Annotated in this window: 28 protein-coding genes; 7 read left to right on the top strand and 21 right to left on the bottom strand. The window is 64.2% G+C overall.

Translation table 11 applies throughout. From position 1 onward, the window contains the following. Positions 1-193: 193 nt before the first annotated feature. Positions 194-463, bottom strand: a complete 270-nt coding sequence (gene rpsO, locus AC56DV_RS20040; RefSeq protein WP_056405183.1) for a 30S ribosomal protein S15 — start codon at positions 461-463, stop codon at positions 194-196. Positions 464-620: 157 nt separating this feature from the next. Here rpsO and AC56DV_RS20035 point away from each other — a divergent pair, with 157 nt between their 5' ends. Then, on the top strand, positions 621-1,115 hold the full coding sequence (locus AC56DV_RS20035) for a hypothetical protein (RefSeq protein ID WP_496315990.1): 495 nt from the start codon (positions 621-623) through the stop codon (positions 1,113-1,115). Here AC56DV_RS20035 and AC56DV_RS20030 read toward each other — a convergent pair. The 3 genes from AC56DV_RS20030 to AC56DV_RS20020 form a co-directional block, all read right to left on the bottom strand. Next, a complete protein-coding gene (locus tag AC56DV_RS20030) occupies positions 1,112-2,665 on the bottom strand; it encodes a 2-isopropylmalate synthase (protein WP_496315989.1) in 1,554 nt (517 codons plus the stop codon). The two genes, AC56DV_RS20035 and AC56DV_RS20030, sit on opposite strands and share 4 nt — an antisense overlap. Before the next feature lie 52 nt (positions 2,666-2,717). Next, positions 2,718-3,590, bottom strand: a complete 873-nt coding sequence (gene pssA / locus AC56DV_RS20025) for a CDP-diacylglycerol--serine O-phosphatidyltransferase (protein ID WP_496315988.1) — start codon at positions 3,588-3,590, stop codon at positions 2,718-2,720. A gap of 97 nt (positions 3,591-3,687) precedes the next feature. Then, the gene (locus tag AC56DV_RS20020; RefSeq protein ID WP_496315987.1) at positions 3,688-4,443 is read right to left on the bottom strand and encodes an SIMPL domain-containing protein; all 756 of its coding nucleotides are present in this window, start codon (positions 4,441-4,443) and stop codon (positions 3,688-3,690) included. A 170-nt stretch (positions 4,444-4,613) separates the two neighbouring features. Here AC56DV_RS20020 and AC56DV_RS20015 point away from each other — a divergent pair, with 170 nt between their 5' ends. Further along, a complete protein-coding gene (locus AC56DV_RS20015) occupies positions 4,614-5,030 on the top strand; it encodes a YidB family protein (protein WP_496315986.1) in 417 nt (138 codons plus the stop codon). 10 nt (positions 5,031-5,040) lie between these two features. On the opposite strand, the gene AC56DV_RS20010 is transcribed toward AC56DV_RS20015, so the two are convergent. The 4 genes from AC56DV_RS20010 to AC56DV_RS19995 all read right to left on the bottom strand — a co-directional run bounded on the left by AC56DV_RS20010 (position 5,041) and on the right by AC56DV_RS19995 (position 10,406). After that, positions 5,041-6,843, bottom strand: a complete 1,803-nt coding sequence (locus tag AC56DV_RS20010; RefSeq protein ID WP_496315985.1) for a putative bifunctional diguanylate cyclase/phosphodiesterase — start codon at positions 6,841-6,843, stop codon at positions 5,041-5,043. A gap of 276 nt (positions 6,844-7,119) precedes the next feature. Beyond that, entirely contained in the window at positions 7,120-8,136 is a 1,017-nt protein-coding gene (ilvC, locus tag AC56DV_RS20005) for a ketol-acid reductoisomerase (RefSeq protein WP_057155844.1), read from the bottom strand. A gap of 54 nt (positions 8,137-8,190) precedes the next feature. Further along, the gene (ilvN, locus tag AC56DV_RS20000) at positions 8,191-8,682 is read right to left on the bottom strand and encodes an acetolactate synthase small subunit (protein ID WP_057155845.1); all 492 of its coding nucleotides are present in this window, start codon (positions 8,680-8,682) and stop codon (positions 8,191-8,193) included. Then, positions 8,682-10,406 (bottom strand): acetolactate synthase 3 catalytic subunit, encoded by a 1,725-nt coding sequence (locus AC56DV_RS19995; protein ID WP_496315984.1) that lies wholly within the window; start codon positions 10,404-10,406, stop codon positions 8,682-8,684. Before AC56DV_RS19995 ends, ilvN begins: the two co-directional genes overlap by 1 nt. A gap of 481 nt (positions 10,407-10,887) precedes the next feature. On the opposite strand from AC56DV_RS19995, the gene AC56DV_RS19990 reads away from it, so the two are divergent. The 4 genes from AC56DV_RS19990 (at position 10,888) to AC56DV_RS19975 (ending at position 13,199) form a co-directional block, all read left to right on the top strand. Further along, on the top strand, positions 10,888-11,457 hold the full coding sequence (locus AC56DV_RS19990) for an RNA polymerase sigma factor (RefSeq protein WP_496315983.1): 570 nt from the start codon (positions 10,888-10,890) through the stop codon (positions 11,455-11,457). Continuing rightward, entirely contained in the window at positions 11,454-11,855 is a 402-nt protein-coding gene (locus tag AC56DV_RS19985; RefSeq protein ID WP_496315982.1) for a DUF3619 family protein, read from the top strand. Before AC56DV_RS19990 ends, AC56DV_RS19985 begins: the two co-directional genes overlap by 4 nt. Positions 11,856-11,920: 65 nt before the next feature. Next, a complete protein-coding gene (locus AC56DV_RS19980; RefSeq protein ID WP_496315981.1) occupies positions 11,921-12,679 on the top strand; it encodes a DUF3106 domain-containing protein in 759 nt (252 codons plus the stop codon). Further along, positions 12,669-13,199: an RDD family protein gene (locus tag AC56DV_RS19975; RefSeq protein WP_496315980.1), complete on the top strand. Its 531-nt coding sequence runs from the start codon at positions 12,669-12,671 to the stop codon at positions 13,197-13,199. Before AC56DV_RS19980 ends, AC56DV_RS19975 begins: the two co-directional genes overlap by 11 nt. Here AC56DV_RS19975 and AC56DV_RS19970 read toward each other — a convergent pair. The 13 genes from AC56DV_RS19970 to AC56DV_RS19910 form a co-directional block, all read right to left on the bottom strand. After that, positions 13,196-13,924, bottom strand: a complete 729-nt coding sequence (locus tag AC56DV_RS19970; RefSeq protein ID WP_496315979.1) for an rRNA pseudouridine synthase — start codon at positions 13,922-13,924, stop codon at positions 13,196-13,198. The genes AC56DV_RS19975 and AC56DV_RS19970 overlap by 4 nt on opposite strands. Beyond that, positions 13,921-14,940 carry a low-specificity L-threonine aldolase gene (gene ltaE, locus AC56DV_RS19965; RefSeq protein ID WP_496315978.1) on the bottom strand — a complete coding sequence of 340 codons (1,020 nt, stop codon included), beginning with the start codon at positions 14,938-14,940 and terminating at the stop codon, positions 13,921-13,923. Before ltaE ends, AC56DV_RS19970 begins: the two co-directional genes overlap by 4 nt. Positions 14,941-14,958: 18 nt before the next feature. Beyond that, the gene (locus AC56DV_RS19960) at positions 14,959-15,867 is read right to left on the bottom strand and encodes a class I SAM-dependent methyltransferase (RefSeq protein WP_496315977.1); all 909 of its coding nucleotides are present in this window, start codon (positions 15,865-15,867) and stop codon (positions 14,959-14,961) included. Further along, positions 15,854-16,048, bottom strand: a complete 195-nt coding sequence (gene iscX, locus AC56DV_RS19955) for a Fe-S cluster assembly protein IscX (RefSeq protein ID WP_496315976.1) — start codon at positions 16,046-16,048, stop codon at positions 15,854-15,856. The genes AC56DV_RS19960 and iscX overlap by 14 nt, the downstream gene beginning before the upstream one ends. Before the next feature lie 10 nt (positions 16,049-16,058). Further along, the gene (gene fdx, locus AC56DV_RS19950; RefSeq protein ID WP_056405212.1) at positions 16,059-16,400 is read right to left on the bottom strand and encodes an ISC system 2Fe-2S type ferredoxin; all 342 of its coding nucleotides are present in this window, start codon (positions 16,398-16,400) and stop codon (positions 16,059-16,061) included. Positions 16,401-16,415: 15 nt separating this feature from the next. Further along, positions 16,416-18,296, bottom strand: coding sequence for a Fe-S protein assembly chaperone HscA (gene hscA / locus AC56DV_RS19945; protein WP_496315975.1), 1,881 nt, complete (start codon positions 18,294-18,296; stop codon positions 16,416-16,418). A gap of 32 nt (positions 18,297-18,328) precedes the next feature. Next, a complete protein-coding gene (gene hscB, locus AC56DV_RS19940; protein WP_496315974.1) occupies positions 18,329-18,844 on the bottom strand; it encodes a Fe-S protein assembly co-chaperone HscB in 516 nt (171 codons plus the stop codon). Positions 18,845-18,870: 26 nt separating this feature from the next. After that, the gene (gene iscA, locus AC56DV_RS19935; protein ID WP_056405219.1) at positions 18,871-19,194 is read right to left on the bottom strand and encodes an iron-sulfur cluster assembly protein IscA; all 324 of its coding nucleotides are present in this window, start codon (positions 19,192-19,194) and stop codon (positions 18,871-18,873) included. A 15-nt stretch (positions 19,195-19,209) separates the two neighbouring features. After that, positions 19,210-19,611, bottom strand: a complete 402-nt coding sequence (gene iscU, locus AC56DV_RS19930) for a Fe-S cluster assembly scaffold IscU (RefSeq protein WP_496315973.1) — start codon at positions 19,609-19,611, stop codon at positions 19,210-19,212. A 24-nt stretch (positions 19,612-19,635) separates the two neighbouring features. Beyond that, positions 19,636-20,901, bottom strand: a complete 1,266-nt coding sequence (locus AC56DV_RS19925) for an IscS subfamily cysteine desulfurase (protein WP_496315972.1) — start codon at positions 20,899-20,901, stop codon at positions 19,636-19,638. A 39-nt stretch (positions 20,902-20,940) separates the two neighbouring features. Continuing rightward, positions 20,941-21,414: a Fe-S cluster assembly transcriptional regulator IscR gene (iscR, locus tag AC56DV_RS19920; protein WP_056405225.1), complete on the bottom strand. Its 474-nt coding sequence runs from the start codon at positions 21,412-21,414 to the stop codon at positions 20,941-20,943. A gap of 131 nt (positions 21,415-21,545) precedes the next feature. Beyond that, on the bottom strand, positions 21,546-22,292 hold the full coding sequence (locus tag AC56DV_RS19915) for a uracil-DNA glycosylase family protein (protein WP_496315971.1): 747 nt from the start codon (positions 22,290-22,292) through the stop codon (positions 21,546-21,548). 95 nt (positions 22,293-22,387) lie between these two features. Further along, positions 22,388-23,002 (bottom strand): LysE/ArgO family amino acid transporter, encoded by a 615-nt coding sequence (locus AC56DV_RS19910; RefSeq protein ID WP_496315970.1) that lies wholly within the window; start codon positions 23,000-23,002, stop codon positions 22,388-22,390. A 112-nt stretch (positions 23,003-23,114) separates the two neighbouring features. Between AC56DV_RS19910 and AC56DV_RS19905 the strand changes: the two genes are divergently transcribed. Continuing rightward, complete coding sequence (locus AC56DV_RS19905) at positions 23,115-24,020, top strand: LysR family transcriptional regulator ArgP (RefSeq protein ID WP_496315969.1); 906 nt, start codon at positions 23,115-23,117, stop codon at positions 24,018-24,020. Positions 24,021-24,039: the final 19 nt, after the last annotated feature.

Here is a 24,039-nt window from a genome sequence, read left to right as displayed (position 1 = left end):
TCTATTTGCCGACAGATTTTCAGGAGCTGTCGTTCACCTCACCACAGACGACGGCCGGGGCCGCCGCCTTACAACTTTGCTACTCGTGCTACAGGTATTGCCGGATTGCCCTATTTTCCCGGCTCAGAATGACAAAATGCCCGCGGCAGAGAACTGACGCAGGCATTTTGGCTCAAGCCGGGACGTACAAAGATTACTTACGCAGGCCCAGTTTAGCGATCAGGTCGCGGTAACGGGTTGCATCTTTGTTTTTCAGGTAGGACAGCAGCGATTTACGACGGTTAACCATCATGATCAGGCCACGACGGCTGTGGTGATCTTTGCTGTGGGCTTTGAAGTGACCGTTCAGTTCGTTGATGCGTGCGGTCAGCAGCGCAACTTGAACTTCTGGGGAGCCGGTGTCGTTCTGGCCACGTGCGTTGTCCGCGATGATCGCGGCTTTGTTGATGTTTTCTACGGTCATGATATTACCTTTCACATGCGGTATGCGGAGTCTGAACCCTGCGCACCGTGATTACGATTAAAAATATACTGATCAAAAGACCAGACCCGCGAGTATAGCGGAATTAGCCGTACATGGCTACTATTCACCATCTGCGCAGACTGCGAAGGCAACAAGCATGAAAAAACTGATCATTGCGACAATATTCCCCCTGCTGCTGGCAGGCTGCGCCGGGCTGGGCGGGCCGCCGCCGGCCATCGGCGAGCGCATGGACGCCGTGAAAGCCAAGCTGGGCCAGCCCACCGCCGTCTACCCGGTTGGCGGCGACACGGTGCTGGAATACACCACCCAGCCCTTCGGGCAATATGCGTGGATGGCCCGCTTCGGGCCGGACGGTGCGCTGAAATCCTACGAACAGGTGCTGACGGACGAAAAATTCGCCACCCTGAAAGTCGGCCTGGCCACGCGCGACGAGGTGCTGCGCACCATAGGCCACCCGGCCGAGACGAGCTACCTGTCGCTGCGCGACCTCACGGTCTGGTCCTACCGCTACAAGCAGTCTGGGGTGTGGAACTCCCTGATGCACGTGCACTTCGACCGGGCCGGCATCGTGCGCGAAATGATGGCCGGGCCCGACCCGGCCTACGAGGAAAAGCCGCGCTTCTTCCGCTAGTCCTGCGTGGCCTGCGGGTTGACGCGCTCGATCTTGGAGTGCAGCTTGTTCAAGCCGGACAGGTAGGCCTTGGCCGAAGCCACCACGATGTCCGGGTCCGAGCCGACGCCGTTGACGATGCGCCCGGCGTTCGACAGCCGCATCGTCACCTCGCCCTGCGACTGGGTGCCGGTGCTGATGGCGTTGATCGAGAACAGCACCAGCTCAGCGCCGCTCTTCGCCTGGCTTTCAATGGCGTTGACCATGGCGTCCACCGGTCCGTCGCCCTGCCCTTCGCAGCTGTGCTCCTTGCCGTCCATGGAGAACACCACCTTGGCGTGCGGCGTTTCGCCGGTCTCGGAGCGCTGCGCCAGCGACACGAAGCGGTAGTACTCGTTTTCCTGCGCCACTTCCTCGTCCGCCACCAAGGCCATGATGTCTTCGTCGAAAATCTCCGACTTGCGGTCGGCCAGCTCCTTGAAGCGGCCGAAGGCGGCGTTCACTTCGGCTTCCGAGTCCATCTCGATGCCCAGCTCCTGCAGGCGCTGCTTGAAGGCGTTGCGGCCGGACAGCTTGCCCAGCACGATCTTGTTGGCGGTCCAGCCCACGTCCTCGGCGCGCATGATCTCGTAGGTTTCGCGCGCCTTCAGGATGCCGTCCTGGTGGATGCCGGAAGCGTGCGCAAAGGCGTTGGCGCCCACCACGGCCTTGTTCGGCTGCACGGCGAAGCCGGTAATCTGCGACACCATCTTGGAGGCCGCCACGATCTGCGTGGTGTCGATGCCCACCGTCAGGTTGTAATACGCCTGCCGCGTGCGCAGCGCCATCACCACTTCTTCCAGCGCGGTGTTGCCGGCCCGTTCGCCCAGGCCGTTGATGGTGCATTCGATCTGGCGCGCGCCGCCTATCATCACGCCGGCCAGCGAGTTGGCCACCGCCAGGCCCAGGTCGTTGTGGCAGTGCACCGACCACACGGCCTTGTCGGAATTAGGGATGCGCTCGCGCAGGCGCTTGATGGTGGCGCCGAACATTTCCGGCACCGCGTAGCCCACCGTGTCCGGGAAGTTGATGGTGGTGGCGCCCTCGGCGATCACGCCTTCCAGCACGCGGCACAGGAAGTCCTCATCCGAGCGGCTGCCGTCTTCCGGGCTGAATTCGATGTCGTCGGTGTGGTTGCGGGCGAAGCGCACGGCCAGCTTGGCCTGTTCCAGCACCTGCTCCGGCTCCATGCGCAGCTTCATTTGCATGTGCAGCGGCGAGGTGGCGATGAAGGTGTGGATGCGCTTGCGTTCGGCCGGCGCCAGCGCTTCGGCGGCGCGCGCGATGTCGCGGTCGTTGGCGCGCGACAGCGAGCAGACCACCGATTCGCGCACGTGCGAGGCGATGGATTTGATGGATTCGAAGTCGCCCTGCGAGGCGGCGGCGAAGCCGGCTTCGATGACGTCCACCTTGAGCCGTTCGAGCTGCCTGGCGATGCGCAGTTTCTCTTCGCGCGTCATGGAGGCGCCCGGCGATTGCTCGCCGTCGCGCAGTGTGGTGTCGAAAATGATGAGGCGGTTGCTGAGGCTCATAACGAATTCTCCTTATGGCTGGGGTGGAACCGCCTGCATTACAAAGCGCTAGCTAGCGGCGTTCGCTCTCGTCGACCGGTTCTTCATCGGTCTGGATGATGCTCACCGGTTTGCCCTTGGCCAGGCGCCAGATCGACACCAGGTAGCCGGACAGGCCGTACGCGATGAACAGCGGGAACAGCACTTTCGGCGGGTCGATCGACACCAGGGCGAAGAACAGTGCGATCAGGAACACGGCGATAAACGGCACCGACTTGCGGAAGTTCACGTCCTTGAAGCTGTAGAACGGCACGTTGGTCACCATGGTCAGGCCGGCGAACAGGGCGATGGCGAACGAGGTCCAGGCCAGTTGCAGGCCGGGCACTTCCAGGTCCACCATCAGCAGCACGAAGCCGCCCACGATGGCCGCCGCGGCCGGGCTGGGCAAGCCCTGGAAGAAGCGCTTGTCCACCACTTCGATATTGGTGTTGAAGCGGGCCAGGCGCAGCGCGGCGCCGGCGCAGTAGACGAAGGCGGCGATCCAGCCCAGCTTGCCCATGCCGCGCAGCGACCATTCATAGATCACCAGCGCCGGGGCGGCGCCGAAGGACACCATGTCCGACAGGGAGTCGTACTGCGCGCCGAATTCGCTTTGGGTATTGGTCAGGCGCGCGATGCGGCCGTCCAGGCCGTCGAGCACCATGGCGATGAAGATGGCCCAGGCGGCGTGCTCGAAACGCTGGTTCATGGCCATGACGATGGCGTAGAAACCGCAGAACAGCGCTCCCGTCGTGAAGGCGTTGGGCAGCAGGTAGATGCCGCGCGAACGCGGGCGGTCGCCGCCGCCCTCGCCCCGGGCCTTGCGCGCGAACCGGGCGAAACGCGAGTTCTTGGGCTTGGCCGGTGCTACGCCATTTTTAGGTCTGCGACGGGGGAAATTTGCCATTGGGTTCCATTTCTAGTGCTGCGGTGAGTACATTGTTCCACCCTATTATATAAGGGACACCGCAGCAAAAGAAATGAACTGAAAAACCACGCTTTGCTTACTTGAATTTCACTTTGCCAACAACGCGCATCTCCAGGGTGGTTTCGCCGGGCTCGAAACTCGGCTCGGACACTTCCGCGCTGTCCATGGCTTTGCCTCGCATCATCATCATCTGCGCGGGAGCGGCCGCCGCTTCGCGGACGTAGGCGCCGGAGCCTTCGAAGTCCACCGTGTCCAGCGTGGCGTCGCCGACCTTGCGGCCCATGGCGTTGGCGATGGCGGCGATGCGCTCGTTCAGGTTCTGGTAGGTGGCGGCGATGCGCTGCTCGTCCAGCTTCTTGGTGGCGGCCGGCGACAGGCCGAAGTTCAGGTTGTTAAGCGTCAGCACCTTCTGCGCGGCGGCCACGGTTTTCGGCAGCTTCTCGAGGTTGGTGGTGGTCACTTGCAGGTACTGGCCCACGCGCCAGGCGGTCGGCACGCGCGGCTTGGGCGCGGCGCCCGGCGCGATCGGACGGTCTTCCGGGTACACCGGATAGGTGTAGTAGCCCTGGGTTTTGAGGCTGGCCTGCGGGTCTTCCTTCTTCACGATGTCCAGGCCCTGCTTCATCTTCTGGTTCACGCGCGAGGCGGCGGCGGCCTTGTCCTTGTCCTGCTCTTCGATGGCCAGCGTGGCGACGGCCTGGTCGTTATTGGCGCGCACTTCGCCCTGGGCCGGCACGATGACCAGGGTGCCGCTGGTCGGGGTTTGCTGGGCTTGGGCGTGGGCGCCCAGGATCAGCATGGCGGCGGCGAGAATGGTCTTTTTGGCGGTCATTGTGTTGCTCCTTGGTTAAATCGTGGAGCAACTTTACCCGAAAATAGCGATGCTCCAAGCACAACTAAGTGAGCGTTTGTAACAGTGCGGACTTTTTTCGGCGTGATAATATGAACAACAGCTATCGACAGCAGCTTCAACACCCTCAACGCGGTCAACCGGAGAACAACATGGGATTGCTCGATCAACTCGCAGGACAGGTGCTCGGCTCGCTGGGCTCGCAAAAACAGGATCCGGTGCCGCAAGGCGACCTGGTCAGCAGCGTGATCGGCCTGATCGACCAGGCCGGGGGGCTGCAGGGACTGATCCAGAAACTGCAGGCCAGCGGCCTGGGCGACCAGGTGGCGTCCTGGGTCGGCACCGGCGAGAACCAGGCCGTGTCCGGCAACCAGATCATGGATGCGCTCGGCTCCGGCCAGCTGGCGCAGATCGCCCAGCAGGCCGGGCTGGAACCGGAACACGCCAGCACCGGCCTGGCCCAGCTGCTGCCGCAAATCATCGACCAGCTGACGCCGCACGGCGCGGTGCCGCAGGACGACATGGTGGCGCAAGGCATCAGCCTGCTCAAGGGCAAGCTGTTCGGCTAAGCGCGGAAATTCAGGCCAGCGCGCGCAGCAAGCGCCCCTGGCCGTGCGGCGCCACCCTGCCGCCGCCGTACCATGCCTGGAAGCCGGCCGCTTCCAGCGGCCGCGCAAACAGATAGCCCTGCGCCTCGTCGCAGCCGGCCAGCTTCAAGAAGGTATGCACTTCGCCGCATTCCACGCCTTCGGCCACCACGCGGTGGCCGAGGTCGCGCGTCAGCGAGATCATGGTGCTCACCAGCGACTGCTTGCGCTGGTCGCTCTCCAGCCCGATGATGAAGGACTGGTCGATCTTGACCACGTCGGCCGGCATGCTTTGCAAATAGGACAGGCTGCTGTAGCCGGTGCCGAAATCGTCGATGGCCAGCCGCACGCCGATGGCGGCAATCGCCTCCAGCGTGGCGTGCGCGCGCCCGGGATGCGACATGATGGCGCTTTCGGTGATCTCCAGCTCCAGGCAGGAGGCCGGCAGGTCGTACATGTGCAAGCCGTGCTCGACCTGGGCCACGAAATCGGGCTCCAGCAGGTTGGCGGCCGACACGTTAATCGACAGCTGCAAGTCCAGCCCGGCGTGGCGCCACAGGCGCTGCTGGCGCAGCGCCGCGTTCAGCACCCAGGCCGTGGTGGCCTGCGCCAGCCCCGAACGCTCGACCACCGGGATGAACTCGCCGGGCGACAGATTGCCCAGTTCGGGATGCTTCCAGCGCAGCAGCGCTTCGGCGCCCACGCAGGTCCCGGTTTCCAGGTCCACGCGCGGCTGGAACACCAGGCGCAACTGGCCGCCGCTTTCCAGCGCGCCGCCGAACTCATTGAGCAGCAGGAAGCGGCGCTGGCATGCCGCGTCCTCGCTGCGCGAATAGACCGCGATGCTGCCGGGCTGACTGATGGCGTCATGCGCCGCGCTCTGGGCCGTACGCAGCACGTCCAGGCAGCTGGCGCCGCCCAGCACGAACGGCGCCACGCCCACCGACGGCGTGGCGATATGGCGCGAACTGGCGATGCCGGCCGCGCGGCGCAGCTTCTCCTTCAGCACCGGCACATATTCTTCCACTGTCATGCAGGGCGGCGCGAGCAGCGCGAACTGCGCGTCGCCCACGTGGTAGACCCGGCGGCTCGGCCCCAGCTGGCTGCGCATCCACTGCGCCGCCTCGGTCACCAGCTCGTCGAGGTAGGAGGAGCTCTTGACGCGCGCGGCACTGTCGAGCTGCTCGGGCGTGGCCAGGTTGACCACCACCGCCAGCCGCAGTTCATCCGGCGGGCTGTCGCGCTGCATGTCCTGGAAGTCTTCGATGAACTGGTTGCGGTTGGGCAGGCCGCTACGCGCATCGACACGCCCCACCGCATGGCGCAGCTCGATCTGCGCCATCACCATGGCGGCCAGGTCGGACAGGTAGGCGATTTCCTCCTGCGTGGTCCGGCGCGGCGCCAGGCCCAGCACGCACATGGCGCCCAGGCAGTGGCCGTCCGCCGTGATCAGCGGCGCGCCGGCGTAGTAGCGCACGCCGCTGGCGGCCAGCGGGCTGTCGCGGAAGTGATCGTCCTCCAGCAAATCGGGGATCACCAGCACGCCGGCGGTGTCGGCCACTTCGCCGCAGGGCGCCTTCAAGCGCGGGATCGACGTGTGCTCGACGCCGACGCGCGACTTGAACCACTGGCGGTCGGCGTCGGTGAGCGACACGGCGGCAATGGGCAGGTCGAACACGCGCGCGGCCATGCGGGTGATGCGGTCGAAAGCCTCGCTGGGCGGCGTGTCGAGCAGGCGCAGCTTGTACAGGGCGTCTAGGCGGTTTGCTTCGTTCTGATGGCTGAAAATGGTCATGGCTGGTCCGGTCAGTGTCGATGTGGCGCGCGCGGACGCGGCGGCGGCAGCGGGCGGGGTAATCAATGCGGGACGGGGCACTGGCACGTGCCGGAGCGGCACGAGAATTCGATTGCGGTGAGCGGGAATGGGGCTCGGAAGAGTAACTATTGCTGAGTAGCAGCATAGCATGCCGCAACGAAAAGTGCACGCGCGGCATGTACGTATAGCATAAAAAAAAACCCGCCGGCTTGCGCGGGCGGGCTGATGCGTAGCGGGCTTGCGCCCGCGGCGGCATTAGTTTTTCGACTGGTCGACCAGCTTGTTTTTCGCGATCCAGGGCATCATGGCGCGCAGCTTGGCGCCCACTTCTTCGATCGGGTGCTCGGCGGTCAGGCGGCGGCGGGAAATCAGGGTCGGTGCGCCGGCCTTGTTTTCCAGGATGAAGCTCTTCGCGTATTCGCCGGTCTGGATGTCCTTCAGGCACTGGCGCATCGCTTCTTTGGTTGCCGAGGTCACCACTTTCGGGCCGGTCACGTACTCGCCGTATTCGGCGTTGTTCGAGATCGAGTAGTTCATGTTGGCGATGCCGCCTTCGTAGATCAGGTCGACGATCAGCTTCAGCTCGTGCAGGCACTCGAAGTACGCCATTTCCGGAGCGTAGCCCGCTTCGGTCAGGGTTTCGAAGCCGGCCTTGATCAGCTCGACCGCGCCGCCGCACAGGACAGCCTGTTCGCCGAACAGGTCGGTTTCGGTTTCTTCACGGAAGTTGGTTTCGATGATGCCGGCCTTGCCGCCGCCGTTGGCCGAAGCGTACGACAGGGCGATGTCGCGGGCGTTGCCGGACTTGTCCTGGTACACGGCGATCAGGTGCGGCACGCCGCCACCCTGGCGGTAGGTGCCGCGCACGGTGTGGCCTGGCGCTTTAGGAGCAACCATGATCACGTCCAGGTCGGCGCGCGGCACGACCTGGCCGTAGTGCACGTTGAAGCCGTGCGCGAAGGCCAGCACTGCGCCCTGCTTGGCGTTCGGCGCCACGTTTTCGTTGTAGACCTGGGCGATGTTTTCGTCCGGCAGCAGGATCATGATGACGTCGGCCGCTTTGACGGCGTCGTTCACTTCAGCCACCTTGATGCCGGCCGCTTCCACTTTCTGCCAGGAGGCGCCGCCTTTGCGCAGGCCGACGGTGACGTTGACGCCGGAGTCGGTCAGGTTCTGCGCGTGGGCATGGCCCTGCGAGCCGTAGCCGATGATGGCAACGTTTTTGCCCTTGATCAGGGAGATGTCGGCGTCTTTGTCGTAGAAAACTTTCATGGTCATTCCTTGGTGAGATATTCGGTGAATTACTTGATTGATTTTTATTGAGACTTAAACCTTGAGGATGCGTTCGCCGCGTCCGATGCCCGAGCCGCCGGTACGGACGGTCTCCAGGATCGAGGTGCGGTCGATCGAATCGATGAAGGCGTCCAGCTTGCTCTTGGCGCCCGTCAGCTCAATGGTGTAGGTCTTCTCGGTGACGTCGATGATGCGGCCGCGGAAAATGTCGGCGGTGCGCTTCATTTCCTCGCGCTCCTTGCCCACCGCCCTGACCTTGATCAGCATCAGCTCGCGCTCGATGTGCTGGCCTTCGGTCAGGTCGACCACCTTGACCACTTCAATCAGGCGATTGAGGTGCTTGGTGATCTGCTCGATGATGTCGTCCGAGCCGGTGGTGACGATGGTCATGCGCGACAGCGTCGCATCTTCGGTCGGCGCCACGGTCAGCGTTTCGATGTTGTAGCCGCGGGCCGAGAACAGGCCCACCACGCGCGACAGCGCGCCGGCTTCGTTTTCCAGCAATACAGAAATAATATGTCGCATTACAGATCCTCCGAACCCAGCAGCATTTCGGAGAGGCCTTTGCCTGCCTTCACCATCGGCCACACATTCTCGCTCTGGTCGGTAATGAAATTCATGAAGACCAGCTTGTCTTTCATCCGGAAGGCATCCTTGAGCGCGTTCTCGACGTCGCCCGGCTTTTCAATGCGCATGCCGACGTGGCCATAGGCCTCGGCCAGCTTCTCGAAGTCCGGCAGCGAATCCATGTAGGACTCGGAATAGCGCGAACCGTAGTCGATCTGCTGCCACTGGCGCACCATGCCCAGGAAGCGGTTGTTCAACAGGATGATCTTCGGCGTCAGGTGGTACTGTTTGCAGGTCGCCAGTTCCTGGATGTTCATCTGGATCGAGCCTTCGCCGGTGATGCAGGCGACGGTGGCGTCCGGATTGGCCATCTGCACGCCCATGGCGTACGGCAGGCCGACACCCATGGTGCCCAGGCCGCCGGAATTGATCCAGCGGCGCGGCTTGTCAAACTTGTAGTACTGCGCGGCCCACATCTGGTGCTGGCCGACGTCGGAGGTGACGTAGGCGTCGCCGCCGGTCACTTGCCACAGTTTCTCGACCACGTCCTGCGGCTTGATGACCAGGTCCGAACTGCTGTACTTCAGGCAGTCCTTGCCGCGCCATTCATTGATCTGCTTCCACCAGTTGCCCACGGCCGGATTCGGCTTCTGCTCGGAAGCGTCCAGCTGGGCCAGGAACTCGACCAGCACGTCCTTGACGTTGCCGACGATGGGAATGTCGACCTTGACGCGCTTGGAGATCGACGATGGATCGATGTCCACGTGGATGATCTTGCGCGGATTGGTGGCGAAGTGTTTCGGGTTGCCGATCACGCGGTCGTCGAAGCGGGCGCCGATGGCGATCAGCACGTCGCAGTTCTGCATCGCCATGTTGGCTTCGTAGGTGCCGTGCATGCCCGGCATGCCGACGAATTTCTCGTCGGAGGCGCGGTAGGCGCCCAGGCCCATCAGCGTGTTGGTGACCGGGAAGCCCAGCTTGTCGACCAGCTTGTTCAGCTCGGGCGAGGCGTTGGCCAGGATCACGCCGCCGCCGGTGTAGATCATCGGGCGTTCGGCTTGCAGCAGCAGTTGCACGGCCTTGCGGATCTGGCCGGAGTGGCCCTTGTCCACCGGCTTGTACGAGCGCATTTCGATCTCCTTGGGATAGGAGTACTGCGCCTTGTGCATGCTGATGTCTTTGGGGATATCGACCAGCACCGGGCCGGGACGGCCGGTACGGGCGATAAAGAATGCTTTCTTGATGGTTTCCGCCAGGTCTTTCACATCCTTGACCAGGAAGTTGTGCTTGACCACGGGGCGGGTGATGCCCACGGTGTCGCATTCCTGGAAGGCGTCCTGGCCGATGGCGTGGCTGGGCACTTGGCCCGAGATCACGACCATGGGAATGGAATCCATGTAGGCGGTGGACAGGCCGGTGACGGCATTGGTCACGCCCGGTCCGGAAGTTACCAGCGCCACGCCGACTTTCTGCGAGCAACGCGAATAGGCGTCGGCGGCATGGATAGCGGCCTGCTCGTGACGGACGAGTACGTGCTGGAATTTGTCCTGCTTGAAGATGGCGTCGTAGATGTAGAGCACTGCGCCGCCGGGGTAGCCAAAGACGTGTTCTACGCCTTCCTCAGCTAAACAGCGAACGAGTATCTCTGCGCCCGTGATGGGTGCATGTGCTTCGGTGTTCATGAAACATTCCTTTCAAGGTCCATAGGAGATTGATCGGATGCTCTTTCCTGGCGAAGCTATGCAATGCGGGGCAGTTCTCCTGGCTTCCCTTCTTTCTGCGGTCACGTCACTTATTCGCGTACCCATAGATACGGTGCAAAGTGGCGCTAAACGCAACTCGTTTGGCCGGAGTGTCTGCCGCGGTTGTGCATACCTCTCGCGCTTGTGGCGCGGGTTAGAGCAAACTGCTGACAAATGAAAGCGGGCGATGTCGGTGACAGCGTTGTGTGCTGCCGGACAAAACCAAGGGCTTCGTGGTGTGCAAAGCGATCTATACGTTACTGCGCCGCACCAAATTGGTCAAGCAAAATTGTGAGCAACATTCAAATTGATTGCCATTCTGGTGCATTTTCATGTTGGCAAGCTGTAAAAACATGCGGAAAGGCCCGTTTTTTGCTAGGATGCAGCCTGTTCATCTCCCCCGCAGTACGCTCCCCGACGCATGGCAACAGACAAAGAATTATCGGATTTTCTCGAAAACGTCGAGCGGCGCGCCTTCAAACAAGCCGTCTACGCGGTCCGCAAGGACGAAAGCGCCCTGGACATCGTGCAGGACGCGATGATCAAGCTGGCTGAGAAATACGGCGACAAGCCGGCCGCCGAACTGCCGATGCTGTTCCAGCGCATCCTGCAGACCACCATCCTGGACTATTTCCGCCGCGAAAAGGTGCGCAACACCTGGGTCAGCCTGTTTTCGGGCATGGGCTCCGCCGCCGACGAGCATGACGACTTTGATATACTCGAATCGTACGAGGCCGAGCAGGGTTCCCAGGCGGCCGAGTCCAGCGCCGACAAAGTCGAGCGCATGCAGACCCTCAGCGCCATCGATGACGAAGTACAAAAGCTTCCGGCGCGTCAACGGGAAGCCTTCCTTATGCGTTACTTACATGATCTGGACGTGGCCGAAACGGCCGAAGCGATGGGATGTTCCGAAGGGAGCGTGAAAACACATTGCTCAAGAGCAACTCACACTCTCGCCGAAGCGCTCAAAGCCAAGGGAATTAAATTATGAATACCGACGATCTGAACTTTGCCTATCGGGTGCGCCACGCACTCAACGAGAAGCTGGACGACCTGCCGGCTTCGACCACCGATCGCCTGGCCGCCGCCCGCAAGGCCGCCATGGCCCGTAAAAAAGCGCACGTGCCGGTGCGCGTGACGCAATCCGAGCTGGCCACGGCCGGCGCCGGAGGTTTCTTCAGCAACCCGTTCAGCTGGCTGGGCCGCATGCGCGTGGCCGTGCCCATGCTGATCCTGGTGGCCGGCATGGTCGGCGTGTACCAGTACGAAGAGCAGCAGCGCATCGCCGAACTGGCCGAGCTGGACGCGGCCGTGCTGTCGGACGAACTGCCGCTGTCGGCCTACCTGGACCATGGCTTCAACGCCTATCTTGAGAACCGCGAGCAATAAGGATGGCGCGTATCAGTTTGCTTACCCTGTACCGGTTTAAAGGTGAATTGGTCAGTTTGGGGGTGATGGTCTGGGCCGCCGTGGCGAGCGCGCAAGTGGCTGCCCCGGCGGCCACTCCCGCTGCAACTCCGCCGGGCAAGCACGCCGTCGCCCCCATCGCCCTTGAAAAACCGCTGTGGAAAGACCTGACGCCCGCGCAGCAGCGCGCGCTGGAGCCGCTGGCGGCCGAGTGGAACAAGCTGGAAGGCCTGCGCAAGCAGAAATGGCTGGAGATCGCCAACCGCTTCGCGTCGATGAAGCCGGACGAGCAGCAGCGCGTGCACGAACGCATGCGCGACTGGCTGCGGCTGACGCCGGACCAGCGCCGCCAGGTGCGCGAGAATTTCGCCCGCACGCAAAAGATCACCCCGGGCCAGAAATCGGCCCAGTGGGAGCAGTACCAGCAGCTGCCGGAAGAGAAGAAGAAACAGCTGGCCGACAAGGCGCCCAAGAAACAGGTTGCCAATCCGCCCACGCCGACGCAGAGCAAGGCGCCGGTCGTGGCGCCGATCAAGGCCAAGCCGCCCGGCGCGGCCCTGGCTCCGGGCGCGCCGGGCGCGGCGCCCGCCGCCGGCGTGCCGGGCAGCGCTGTCCCGGCGGCCGGCGCGGCGGGCAATGCACCCGGCCTGGCGCCCAGCCTCGCAGCCGGCGGCGCCGCCGCCCACCTGCCGGGCGCATCCAACGTCGTGCCGGGCTCAATCCCCCCTGCCGCAGCCCCGGTCGCCGCGCCGGCAGCGGCCGGCGCCTCCCCGACCAGCCAGCCCGCATCCGCCAATGTCAAATAGCGCCCTGCTCGACCAGCCAGCCCCCACCGTCAAACGCCGTTTGATCTCCATGGTGTATGAACTGCTGCTGGCGTTCGCGGCGCTGTTCCTGCCCTTCCTGATTTTTGAAATCGTCTCAGGCGCGTCGCACACGCAGACGGCCGAGCACATGCGCCAGATGCTGGCCTTCCTGGTGCTGGGCGCCTACTTCATCCATCAATGGGCGCGCGAAGGCCAGACCCTGGCCATGCGCACCTGGCGCATCAAGGTGGTGCTGCCGGGCCACGCCCACGTGCCGCCCAAGATCGCCGCGCTGCGTTACCTGCTGAGCTGGGGCTGGGTGCTGCCCGCGCTGGTGGTGAACTACGCCTTCGGCCTGAGCCGCTGGCAAGCGCTGAACGCCATCGGCGTCGGCATCCTGGCCTGGTCGCTGACGGCCTTCTTCAGCAAGGACCGCCAATTCCTGCACGACCGCCTGGCCGGCACCCGCCTGGTGCAGCTGCCCAAGCCCGAGAAAAAAGCGAAAACCGCAACCGCTTAAAAGCGCTCGAAACCCTGCAGGTAGCGCCATTCGCCGACCGGCAGGCTGGACATGGCGATGCGGCCGATGCGGATGCGCTTCATGGCCACCACTTTCAGGCCCACCAGTTTGCACATGTGTTGGATCTGGCCCGGCTTGGGCGACTTCAGCGCGAAGCGCAAACGCTTCTCGTTTTGCCAGCTCACCTTGATCGGCGGCAGCGGCTTGCCGTTGTAAGGCAGGCCGTGGTTCAGCAGCGCCAGGCCGTTGTCGGCGATGTTGCCCTCCACTTCCACGATGATTTCCTGCTCCAGCCCCTCGCCCAGCTTGCGCGTGATGCGGAAGTCCTGCGTCAGCACCACCAGGCCGCTGGCCATGGTCTCCAGCGGCGACTCGAGCGACAAGTTCACCAGGTGGCGCTTGAGGAAGCGCTCCCCGCGCGCGGCCTCGGTGCGGGTGGCCTCGCTCAGCAGGCTGAATACGGGCTGGCCTTCCTTGTCGATGCCGGCGCTGATGCCCGCCGGCTTGTTCAGCAGGATGGTGACGGGCGCGATCTCCAGCAGCGTGGCGTCCTTGTCCAGTTCCACGGTCTGTTCCGGCGCGACACGCGCGCCCGGCTCCTCGACCAGTTCGCCGTCCACGCGGACGAAGGCGCCTTCGATGTACAGCTCGGCCTCGCGGCGCGAGCATGGGAGCATGTCCGCCACGCGTTTGGCGAGGCGGACGGTGTTGTCTTGTTCTGTCATAACTTGTTGAAATAGGCCGCGAAAACGGCGGCCGTGCGTTCGAGGCCGGCGCGCGGCGCATCGAGATGGGTGACGAGGCGCAGGCGCGGCGCCATGGAAACGCGGATCCGCGCAGCCTGCAGGGCGGCCTGCAGGCCCGCCGTGTGCTGCGGCGGCACGTCCACGTAGAAGATATTGGTTTGCGGCGTGCTGACTTTCAAGCCGGGGATTGTCGCCAGTTCGGCGGCCAGGAAGGCGGCGTTGTCATGGTCGTCCGCCAGGCGGCCCACGTTGTGCTGCAGCGCGTACAGGCCCGCAGCGGCGATGACGCCGGCCTGGCGCATGCCGCCGCCCAGCATCTTGCGCCAGCGCTTGCCCTGCTCGACCAATGCGCGCGAGCCGCACAGTACCGAGCCGACCGGCGCGCCCAGGCCTTTCGACAGGCACACGGACACGCTGTCGAAGCCCTGTACCGCGTCGCGCAGGCTAACGCCCTGCTGCACGGCGGCGTTGCAGATGCGGGCGCCGTCCAGGTGGGTAGCCAGGCCGCGCTGGTGCGCGTAGGCGGTGGCTTGCGCCACGTAGGCCGCCGGCAGCACGCGGCCGCCGATGGTGTTTTCCAGCGCCAGCAGGCGCGAACGGGCAAAGTGCACGTCGTCCGGCTTGATGTTGGCCTCGATGTCGGCAATGGCGATGCTGCCGTCGGCCTGGTTGGGCAGAGGCTGCGGCTGGATGCTGCCGAGGACCGCCGCGCCGCCGCCTTCGTAACGGTAGGTGTGCGCTTCCTGGCCGACGATGTATTCGTCGCCACGGCCGCAGTGGGCCAGCAGCGCGATCAGGTTGGATTGGGTGCCGGACGGCGCGTACAGCGCCGCCTCGTAGCCGAACAGTTCGGCGGCGGTGTCCTGCAGCAGGTTGACGGTGGGGTCGTCGCCGTAGACGTCGTCGCCGGTGTCGGCGGCGCGCATCGCGTCCAGCATGGCTGGGCTGGGGCGGGTTACGGTGTCACTGCGAAGGTCTATCCACTGCTCACTCATGTTCCCGCCCTTTTTCGATTATTCAGCTTTGGCTAACTGCTCCGCGAAGAAGCGATTGCCCATTTCTTCCAGTCCCAGCGTCTCCAGCACTTCCTGCAAGCGCTCCGTCGGACGGCGGCGCGGCAGGTTTTTGTAGCTGGCGATGATGAGCTCATTCTTCATCGAGTGCTCCCAGCCCACCAGCTCCGTCACGTTGACGTGGTAGCCGTGCGCTTCCAGTTGCAGGCAGCGCAGCACGTTGGTGACCTGGCTGCCGAATTCGCGCGTGTGGATCGGGTGGCGCCAGATTTCGGTCAGCGGGCTTTTCAGCTGCTTGGCCTTGTTCTTCTTCAGCACCGTGGCCACTTCGGCCTGGCAGCACGGCACCAGCACCATGAACTTGGCCTTCTTCTTCAGCGCGAAGGCGATGGCGTCGTCGGTGGCGGTGTTACAGGCGTGCAGCGCGGTGACGATGTCGATCTGCTCGGGCAGGTCCTTCGACTCGGTCGATTCGGCCACCGACAGCGGCAGGAAGGACATGCCCTTGAAGCCGAACTTGGCGGCCAGTTCCTGCGAGCGCGCCACCAGCTCGGCGCGCGTTTCGATGCCGTAGATGTGCGAACCGTCTTCCAGGTGCTTGAAGAACAGGTCGTAGATGATGAAGCCGAGGTAGGACTTGCCGGCGCCGTGGTCGACCAGCGACACGCCGGGACGCAGTTTCCCCTCCTGGGCTTGCACCTCCTTCAGCAGCGGTTCGATGAACTGGTACAGGTGGTAGACCTGCTTCAGCTTGCGGCGGCTGTCCTGGTTCAGCTTGCCATCACGCGTGAGGATGTGCAGCTCCTGCAGCAAGGCCACGGACTGGCCTTCGCGGATTTCGGGCATGTTGGCCGCCGCCGTGACGGTGTCGCCCAGCGGTGCGGTTTTAGCGTTCTTAAGCTGCTTCATCGATCCACGCCTGCTGGATCGCTTCCAGAATCTTTTCGCCGCCACGGGTGTGGTCGTCGTCGAAACCGTCCAGGTCCACCACCCAGTTGTGCAGGTCAACGAAACGGACGGTAATCGGGTCGATCCCGGGGTATTTGTCGTACAGCGCTTCGGCGATGGCCGTGATGTCACTCCATTTCATGCTGCGCTCCTCAGTGCCCGCCTTCGCTGGCGTGGTTGATGGTGTACTTCGGAATCTCGACCACCAGGTCTTCGTCCGCCACCACCGCCTGGCACGACAGGCGCGACACCGCTTCCAGGCCCCAGGCCTTGTCCAGCAGGTCTTCCTCGGTTTCGCTGGCTTCGCTCAGCGAATTGAAGCCTTCGCGCACCAGCACGTGGCAAGTGGTGCAGGCGCAGCTCTTCTCGCAGGCGTGTTCGATGTGGATGTCATTTTCCAGCATGACGTCGCACAGCGTTTTGCCGGCGGGAGCTTCGACAACGGCGCCTTCAGGGCACAGCTTGGCGTGTGGCAGGAATACGATTTGTGGCATGTCTATCTTTCTCTTTTAAACTACCTGGTCCAGCGATTTCCCGGCCAGTGCGCTGCGCACGCTGCGGTCCATGCGGCGCGATGCGAATTCTTCAGTGCCGCGCGCCAGGGCTTCCACGGCCAGCTTGACGGCTTGATGGTCCACCGTGCCGTCCATGGACTGCTGCAGCACGGCGCGGGTCCTGGCCATCAGCGCGTCCACGTCGGCGCGCTCGGAGTCGTCCAGCAGGCCCGCGTCCTCGTCCAGCGCGGACTGGGTGGCCAGCAGGATGCGCTCCGCCTCCACCTGTTCCTCGCGCAGGGCGCGCGCCTTCATGTCCACGTCGGCGGACTTGTAGGAATCCTGCAGCATGCGCGCCACGTCGTCGTCGCCCAGGCCGTAGGACGGCTTGACCGAGATCGACGCTTCCACGCCGGAGCGCAGTTCGCGCGCCGACACGGACAGCAGGCCGTCGGCATCGACTTGATACGTGATGCGGATGCGCGCCGCGCCGGCCGCCATCGGCGGAATGCCGCGCAGCTCGAAGCGCGCCAGCGAACGGCAGTCCGTCACCAGCTCGCGCTCGCCCTGCAGCACGTGCACGGCCAGGGCGGTCTGGCCGTCCTTGAAGGTGGTGAACTCCTGCGCGCGGGCGCAAGGAATGGTGGAGTTGCGCGGGATGATCTTCTCGACCAGGCCGCCCATGGTTTCAATGCCCAGCGACAGCGGGATCACGTCCAGCAGCAGCCAGTCGTCGCCCGGCGCGCGGTTGCCGGCCAGCAGATTGGCCTGGATGGCGGCGCCCAGCGCCACCACTTTGTCCGGATCGATATTCGCGTGCGGGATGGTGTGGAAGTACTCGCTCACGGCGCGCTGCACGTGCGGCATGCGCGTGGCGCCGCCCACCATCACCACGCCGTCCACGTCGTCCGCGTCCACATTGGCGTCGCGCAGCGCTTTCTTGATGGCGTTCATGGTCTTGCCGACCAGGTGCTTGGTGATCTCGGCGAAGGTCTCGGCGGTGATCTTCAGGTGCACTTCCTCGCCCGAGCCCAGGAAGGCGTCCACCGTCACTTCGGACTTGGTGGACAGCAGTTCCTTCGCTTCGCGCGCTTTCACCATCAGCACGGCGGTGTCCTCGTCGGACAGCGGGGCCAGCTTCTCCTGTTCATGGATCCAGCAGAACAGGCGGTGGTCGAAGTCGTCGCCGCCCAGCGCGGAATCGCCGCCGGTGGACAGCACTTCGAACACGCCCTTGCTCAGCTTCAGGATCGAGATGTCGAAGGTGCCGCCGCCCAGGTCGTACACGGCGAACAGGCCTTCCGAAGCGCTGTCCAGGCCATAGGCGATGGCGGCGGCGGTCGGTTCGCTCAGCAGGCGCAGCACGTTCAGGCCGGCCAGCTGGGCCGCGTCCTTGGTGGCCTGGCGCTGCGCGTCGTCGAAGTAGGCCGGCACGGTGATCACGGCGCCCACCAGGTCGTCGCCCAGCGAGTCTTCGGCGCGCTGGCGCAGCGTGGCCAGGATTTGCGCCGAGGTCTCCACCGGCGACTTCACGCCGGCCACGGTACGCAGCTGCACCATGCCGGGTTCGTCGACGAAGTCGTACGGCAGGTTCTCGGCGTAGGCGATGTCCTTCAGGCCACGGCCCATGAAGCGCTTGACGGAGACGATGGTGTTCTTCGGGTCGGTGGTCTGCGCGGCCTGGGCCTTGTAGCCGATGTTGGCGTGGCCGTTCGGCAGGTAGCGCACCACGGAAGGCAGCAGCGGGCGGCCCTCCTCGTCGTTCAGCACTTCGGGGATGCTGTTGCGCACGGTGGCGACCAGCGAATTGGTGGTGCCCAGGTCGATACCCACCGCCAGCCGGTGCTGGTGCGGCGCGGTCGACATGCCGGGTTCGGAAATCTGCAGTAGTGCCATAGGTTCTCTTGCTTTATGCCTGGTGGCGAGGCTTACGCCTCAAGGGCGTCGAAGGCGAAGCGGACTTCTTCGCCGAATTTTTCCAGGAACATCAGGGCGCGCACGCCCTGCGCGGCGGCGTGGAAGTCGCCTGCCGTGATGCTGCGCTCGATGTCCTGCAACTGGTCTTTGCGCGCGGCGCGCAGCTGGCCGTCCAGCTTGTCCAGCAGTTCCACGTCCTTGCCGCTGCGCGCGTCGTCCAGCTCCTCGCGCCATTCCATCTGCTGCATGAGGAAGGCCGCCGGCATGGCGGTGTTCGACTCGGTCTGCAGATCCACGCCATTCAGCTCGCACAGGTATTGCGCGCGCTTCTGCGGGTTTTTCAGGGTCTGGTAGGCTTCGTTGGCCCGCGTGGCCCATTGCATGGCGACGCGCTTTTCGGCGTCGGTGGCGTTGACGAAACGGTCGGGGTGGACGCGGCTCTGGACGTCGCGGTAGGCGCTGTCAAGCGCCCCCGTATCGACGGCGAACTGCTGCGGCAGGTGGAAAAGTTCGAAGTGGTTTTGCACGGCGCATTACTAAGAAAACTGCGGATTTAAATACGGAAGCTTTCGCCGCAGCCGCAGGCGTCTTTCTCGTTCGGATTGTTGAACTTGAAGCCTTCGTTCAGGCCTTCGCGCGCGAAGTCCAGCTCGGTGCCGTCGATGTACGGCAGGCTTTTCGGGTCGACGAACACTTTCACGCCGTGCGACTCGAACACGCTGTCCTCGTCCGTCACTTCGTCCACGTACTCCAGCTTGTAGGCCAGACCGGAGCAGCCCGTGGTGCGCACGCCGAAGCGCAGGCCGATGCCTTTGCCGCGGCGTTCGATGTAACGGTTGATATGCTTGGCCGCTTTTTCGGTCAGGGTAATTGCCATGCTGTCCTCCGGCGTTTAGGCCGCTGTTGCCACTGGTGCCGCGTGTTTGGCCTTGTAGTCTTCAACTGCCGCCTTGATGGCGTCTTCAGCCAGGATGGAGCAGTGGATTTTCACCGGCGGCAGGGCCAGTTCTTCGGCGATGGCGGTGTTCTTGATGGCCAGCGCTTCGTCCAGGGTCTTGCCCTTGACCCATTCGGTCACCAGCGACGACGAGGCGATCGCCGAGCCGCAGCCGTAGGTCTTGAATTTCGCATCTTCGATCAGGCCATCGGCGCCGACCTTGATCTGCAGCTTCATCACGTCGCCGCAAGCAGGCGCACCCACCATGCCGGTGCCGACCGATTCGTCGCCCTTTTCAAAGGCGCCGACGTTGCGTGGATTTTCGTAGTGGTCCAACACTTTTTCCGAGTATGCCATTTTGATGCTCCTGTAATCTTTAAATTAGTGCGCTGCCCATTGGATCGAATTGATGTCGATCCCTTCTTTGAACATGTCCCACAGCGGCGACAATTCGCGCAGCTTGCCGACCTTGGACTTCATCAGTTCCACCGCGAAGTCGATGTCCTTCTCGGTGGTGAAACGGCCGATGGTGAAACGGATTGAGCTGTGCGCCAGTTCGTCGCTGCGGCCCAGGGCGCGCAGCACGTAGGACGGTTCCAGCGAGGCCGAAGTGCAGGCCGAACCGGACGATACCGCCAGGTCCTTGACCGCCATGATCAGCGATTCGCCTTCCACGTAGTTGAAGCTTACGTTCAGGTTGTGCGGCACGCGGTGTTCCATGTCGCCGTTGATGTAGGTTTCTTCAATGTCCTGCAGGCCGGCCGCCAGGCGGTCGCGCAGCGCCTTGATGCGCGCGATTTCGCTCTCCATTTCCACTTTCGCCAGGCGGAACGCTTCGCCCATGCCGACGATCTGGTGGGTCGGCAGGGTGCCGGAGCGCAGGCCGCGCTCGTGGCCGCCGCCGTGCATTTGCGCTTCGATGCGCACGCGCGGCTTGCGGCAAACGTACAGCGCGCCGATGCCTTTCGGGCCGTAGGTCTTGTGGGCGGTGAAGGTCATCAGGTCGACCTTGGTCTTTTGCAGGTCGATCGCCACCTTGCCGGTCGCTTGCGCGGCGTCGCAGTGGAAGATGATGCCTTTCGAGCGGCACAGCGCGCCGATCTCGTCGATCGGCTGGATCACGCCGATCTCGTTATTGACCAGCATGACCGAGACCAGGATGGTGTCCGGGCGGATCGCCGCTTCCAGCTGGGCGATGGTGATCAGGCCGTTGTCCTGCGGTTCCAGGTAGGTGGCTTCGAAGCCCACGCGTTCCAGTTCGCGCACCGTGTCCAGCACGGCCTTGTGCTCGGTCTTCACGGTGATGATGTGCTTGCCCTTGGTCTTGTAGAACTGCGCCGCGCCCTTGATGGCCAGGTTGTTCGACTCGGTGGCGCCGGAGGTCCAGATGATTTCGCGCGGATCGGCGTTCACCAGCGCAGCCACGTGGCCGCGCGCCTCTTCCACCGCTTTTTCGGCGGTCCAGCCATACATATGGCTGCGGGAGGCGGGATTGCCGAACTGCTCGCGCAGGTAAGGGATCATCATGTCGGCCACGCGCGGGTCGATCGGCGTGGTGGCCGAGTAGTCCATATAGATAGGGAAGTGCGGCGCGGTCTTGAATTCAACCGGGGCTACCTGGGCGACGTTTTTTTCTGGGGCGTTCATCTATTACTCCAATCAGCGTATCTGCGTACTGCGAATCTATTAACCGACGGCGGCGTTGCGGTGCATCACCACCACGGCCTGCTCGGCGTGTTTTTGCCTTTGTTGATCGACCAGATCCTGCAGCGATACGGAGTCCAGGTAATCGACCATCTTTTCATTCAATGTGGCCCACAGCTCGTGGGTCATGCAACGCGCGCCGGTGGCGGCGTCGGCCCCGTGGCAGTTCTCCTTGCCGCCGCACTGGGTGGCGTCCAGCGGCTCGTCGACGGCGATGATGATGTCCGCCACCGTGACTTTGTCGGCGCGGCGGGCCAGGCTGTAGCCGCCGCCGGGGCCGCGGATCGACTCGACGATCTCGTGGCGGCGCAGCTTGCCGAACAGCTGCTCCAGGTAAGACAGCGAAATCGCCTGGCGCTGCGAAATGCCAGACAGCGTGACCGGGCCTTTGCCTTGGCGCAAAGCCAGATCGATCATCGCAGTCACTGCAAAACGGCCTTTGGTGGTCAGACGCATCACAACCTCGGTTCGGTTAAAATATCGTTCCTTCCAAGCAGTCGAAACTCTGATTAGTTGAACGATTTAGTCAAGTATACCAAACTTGACCAATTTTGTCAGGCACCCCTGGCAAGCAGTTTGCTTACCCTTCAGGCACGCAGCAGCCGCAGCGGCCCGAACAGGGCGTGCATGTCGCGGTTGCCGATAAATGACAGGTTATAAGGGTGCTCGGCCACGATCTGCGGCAGCGCCTGCACCACGGGCAAGCGGTTCAGCTGCTCGGCGATCTTTCCCCACAGAATTAGCGTAGGCTGGGCTTGCTCCAGCGCGGCGATCACCGTTTCAAAGAACGGCAGCCAGGCTTTCGCATCTTTCACTGGGGCAACGTGCGGCCGGAACACCAGCGAGGCGTTCAGCAGCAGGAAGCCGTGCGCGGTGAGTTTGTGCTGGATGTCGGCCAGGGTCCGGGTCATGCCGGCATCGGAGCGCGCCTGGGCGGCCACGGCGGCCAGCGCCGCGCCGGCGGTGTTGTCGGCGCTCAGCAGGCCGTCCGCCACCAGCAGCATTTTCATGAAGTTGCGCAGCGAGGTGGCCTTGTTGACCGGCTTGGACAGGCCGCCGCCCTGCTCTTCCGACCACAGCCCCTTGACGGCGCCGTCCATGAAGCAGACGCCGGTGGCGCTTTCCGCGCGCGGGTACGGGCCTTCGCCCACTAGCACGTAGCGCACCTGGTCCAGCGGCAGCTCGAAAGCGGCGAACAGGCGCAGTTCGGTGGGCAGGTAGTGGTCCGCGGCCAGCGCCGGCAGATAGGCCGGATCGGCCGCCGCCATCGCTTCCAGGCCGCGCAGCAGGACCGGGCGCCACGAGGCGTCGGCACGGTCCAGTGCTTGCAGCATGGGGGCTGGGAGGGGCGGTGTATTAGGCATGGGGCAAGATTTTACCTTAGCCCCGCATTCCCCGCTTGCGCCCCCCCGGTCCGCTCCGCCGCCGCTCAGCTCCCCAGCACCAGCCCGGCCGCCAGCGCCAGCATGATGCAGCCGGTCAGGGCTTCGATGCCTTTCCACACCAGGGGCCGCTGGAACACCTCGGACAGGCGGCTGGCGCCGAAGCCCAGCGCGGTGAACCACAGCAGCGAGGCCGTCATGGCGCCGACCGCGAAGCTGGCGCGCTGATGGGCCGGATAATTGCCGCCCAGCGAGCCTAGCAGCACCAGCGTGTCCAGATAGACATGGGGGTTGAGCAGGGACAGCGCCAGCACGCTGACCAGCGCGCGCTGCAGGCTGAGCGGCACCGCGCCCGGCTGCACCTCCAGCGCGTCCGTGCGCAGCATGGAGGCCCAGCTGCGCAAGCCGTACCACACCAGGAAAGCCGCCCCGCCCCAGCGCGCCAGCCCCATCAGCAGCGGCGAGTCCTGGATCAGCGCGCCCATGCCAGCCACGCCGGCGCCGATCAGCACCACGTCGATCAGGATGCAGGTGGCCACCGTGACGGCCACGTGCTGGCGCCGCACGCCGACGCGCAGCACATGGGCGTTCTGGGCGCCGATGGCCATGATGAGGCTGGCGCCCAGACCCATGCCGTTGAGGAAGACGTGCGGAGTGAACATGGCAAGCTCGCTGTTGAGTGGAGATGCAGCCATTTTCCACGGCTTGCCGGGCAAGATGAAGCTGGATTAATATTCTTCAGGATACTTAAGAATTGCTAATCTGGAGAATGCCATGCTGCCCGACACCCGCCAGGCCGAAGCGCTGCTCGCCATCATCGACACCGGCAGCTTCGAGCAGGCCGCCGCGCTGCTGCACGTGTCCGCCTCGGCCGTATCGCAGCGCGTCAGCGCCATGGAAGTGGCGCTGGGCACGCCGCTGGTGATCCGCAGCCGGCCCTGCCGCCCCACCAGCGCGGGCCAGCGCCTGGTGCAATACCTGCGCCGCAGCAAGCTGCTGGAGGAGGAATTCCTGTCCGGCATGCAGGAAGAGGATGCGCGCCCGCTCAGCGTGTCGCTGGCCGTCAACAACGACACGCTGGGCACCTGGCTGCTGCCCGGCCTGGCGCCCTTCCTGATCCGGGAAAACATCCTGCTCGACCTGTCGCTGGACGACCAGGACCACACCTACACGCTGATGGAGCGCGGCCAGGCGCTGGCGGCCATCTCCACCGAGGCGCAGCCCATGCGCGGCTGCGTGGCCCAGCCGCTGGGCGTGGTGCGCTACCGCATGATGGCCACGCCCGGCTTCGCCGCGCGCTGGTTCCCGCACGGCCTGAGCCGCCAGGCCGCCCTGGCGGCGCCGATGATGGTGTTCGACCGCAAGGATTTGCTGCAGGCGAACTTCATGCAGCGCGAATTCGGCCTGCTGCCCGGCAGCCATCCCTGCCACTACATCCCGGCCAACGAGAGCTTCCTGCGCTGCATAGACCTGAGCCTGGGCTACGGCATGGTGGCCGAGCAGCAATTCGGCGACCGCCTGGCCAGCGGCGCCCTGCTCGACCTGGCGCCCGGCAAACACACCGACGTGGCGCTGCACTGGCACACCTGGCGCGTGCAGTCGCCGAAGCTGGAACGCCTGAGCGCGGCGGTCGTGGAAGCGGCGCGCGGTGCGCTGCGGCCCAGCCAGCCGCCAGCGTAGGCGCTTGCAGGCCGGGCCG

It is taken from the genome of Massilia sp. BGA-UO-ETr-WB1, assembly GCF_059567845.1.
Note: the sequence above shows the minus strand (reverse complement) of the source record. Positions and strands in the feature narration are given on the sequence as shown.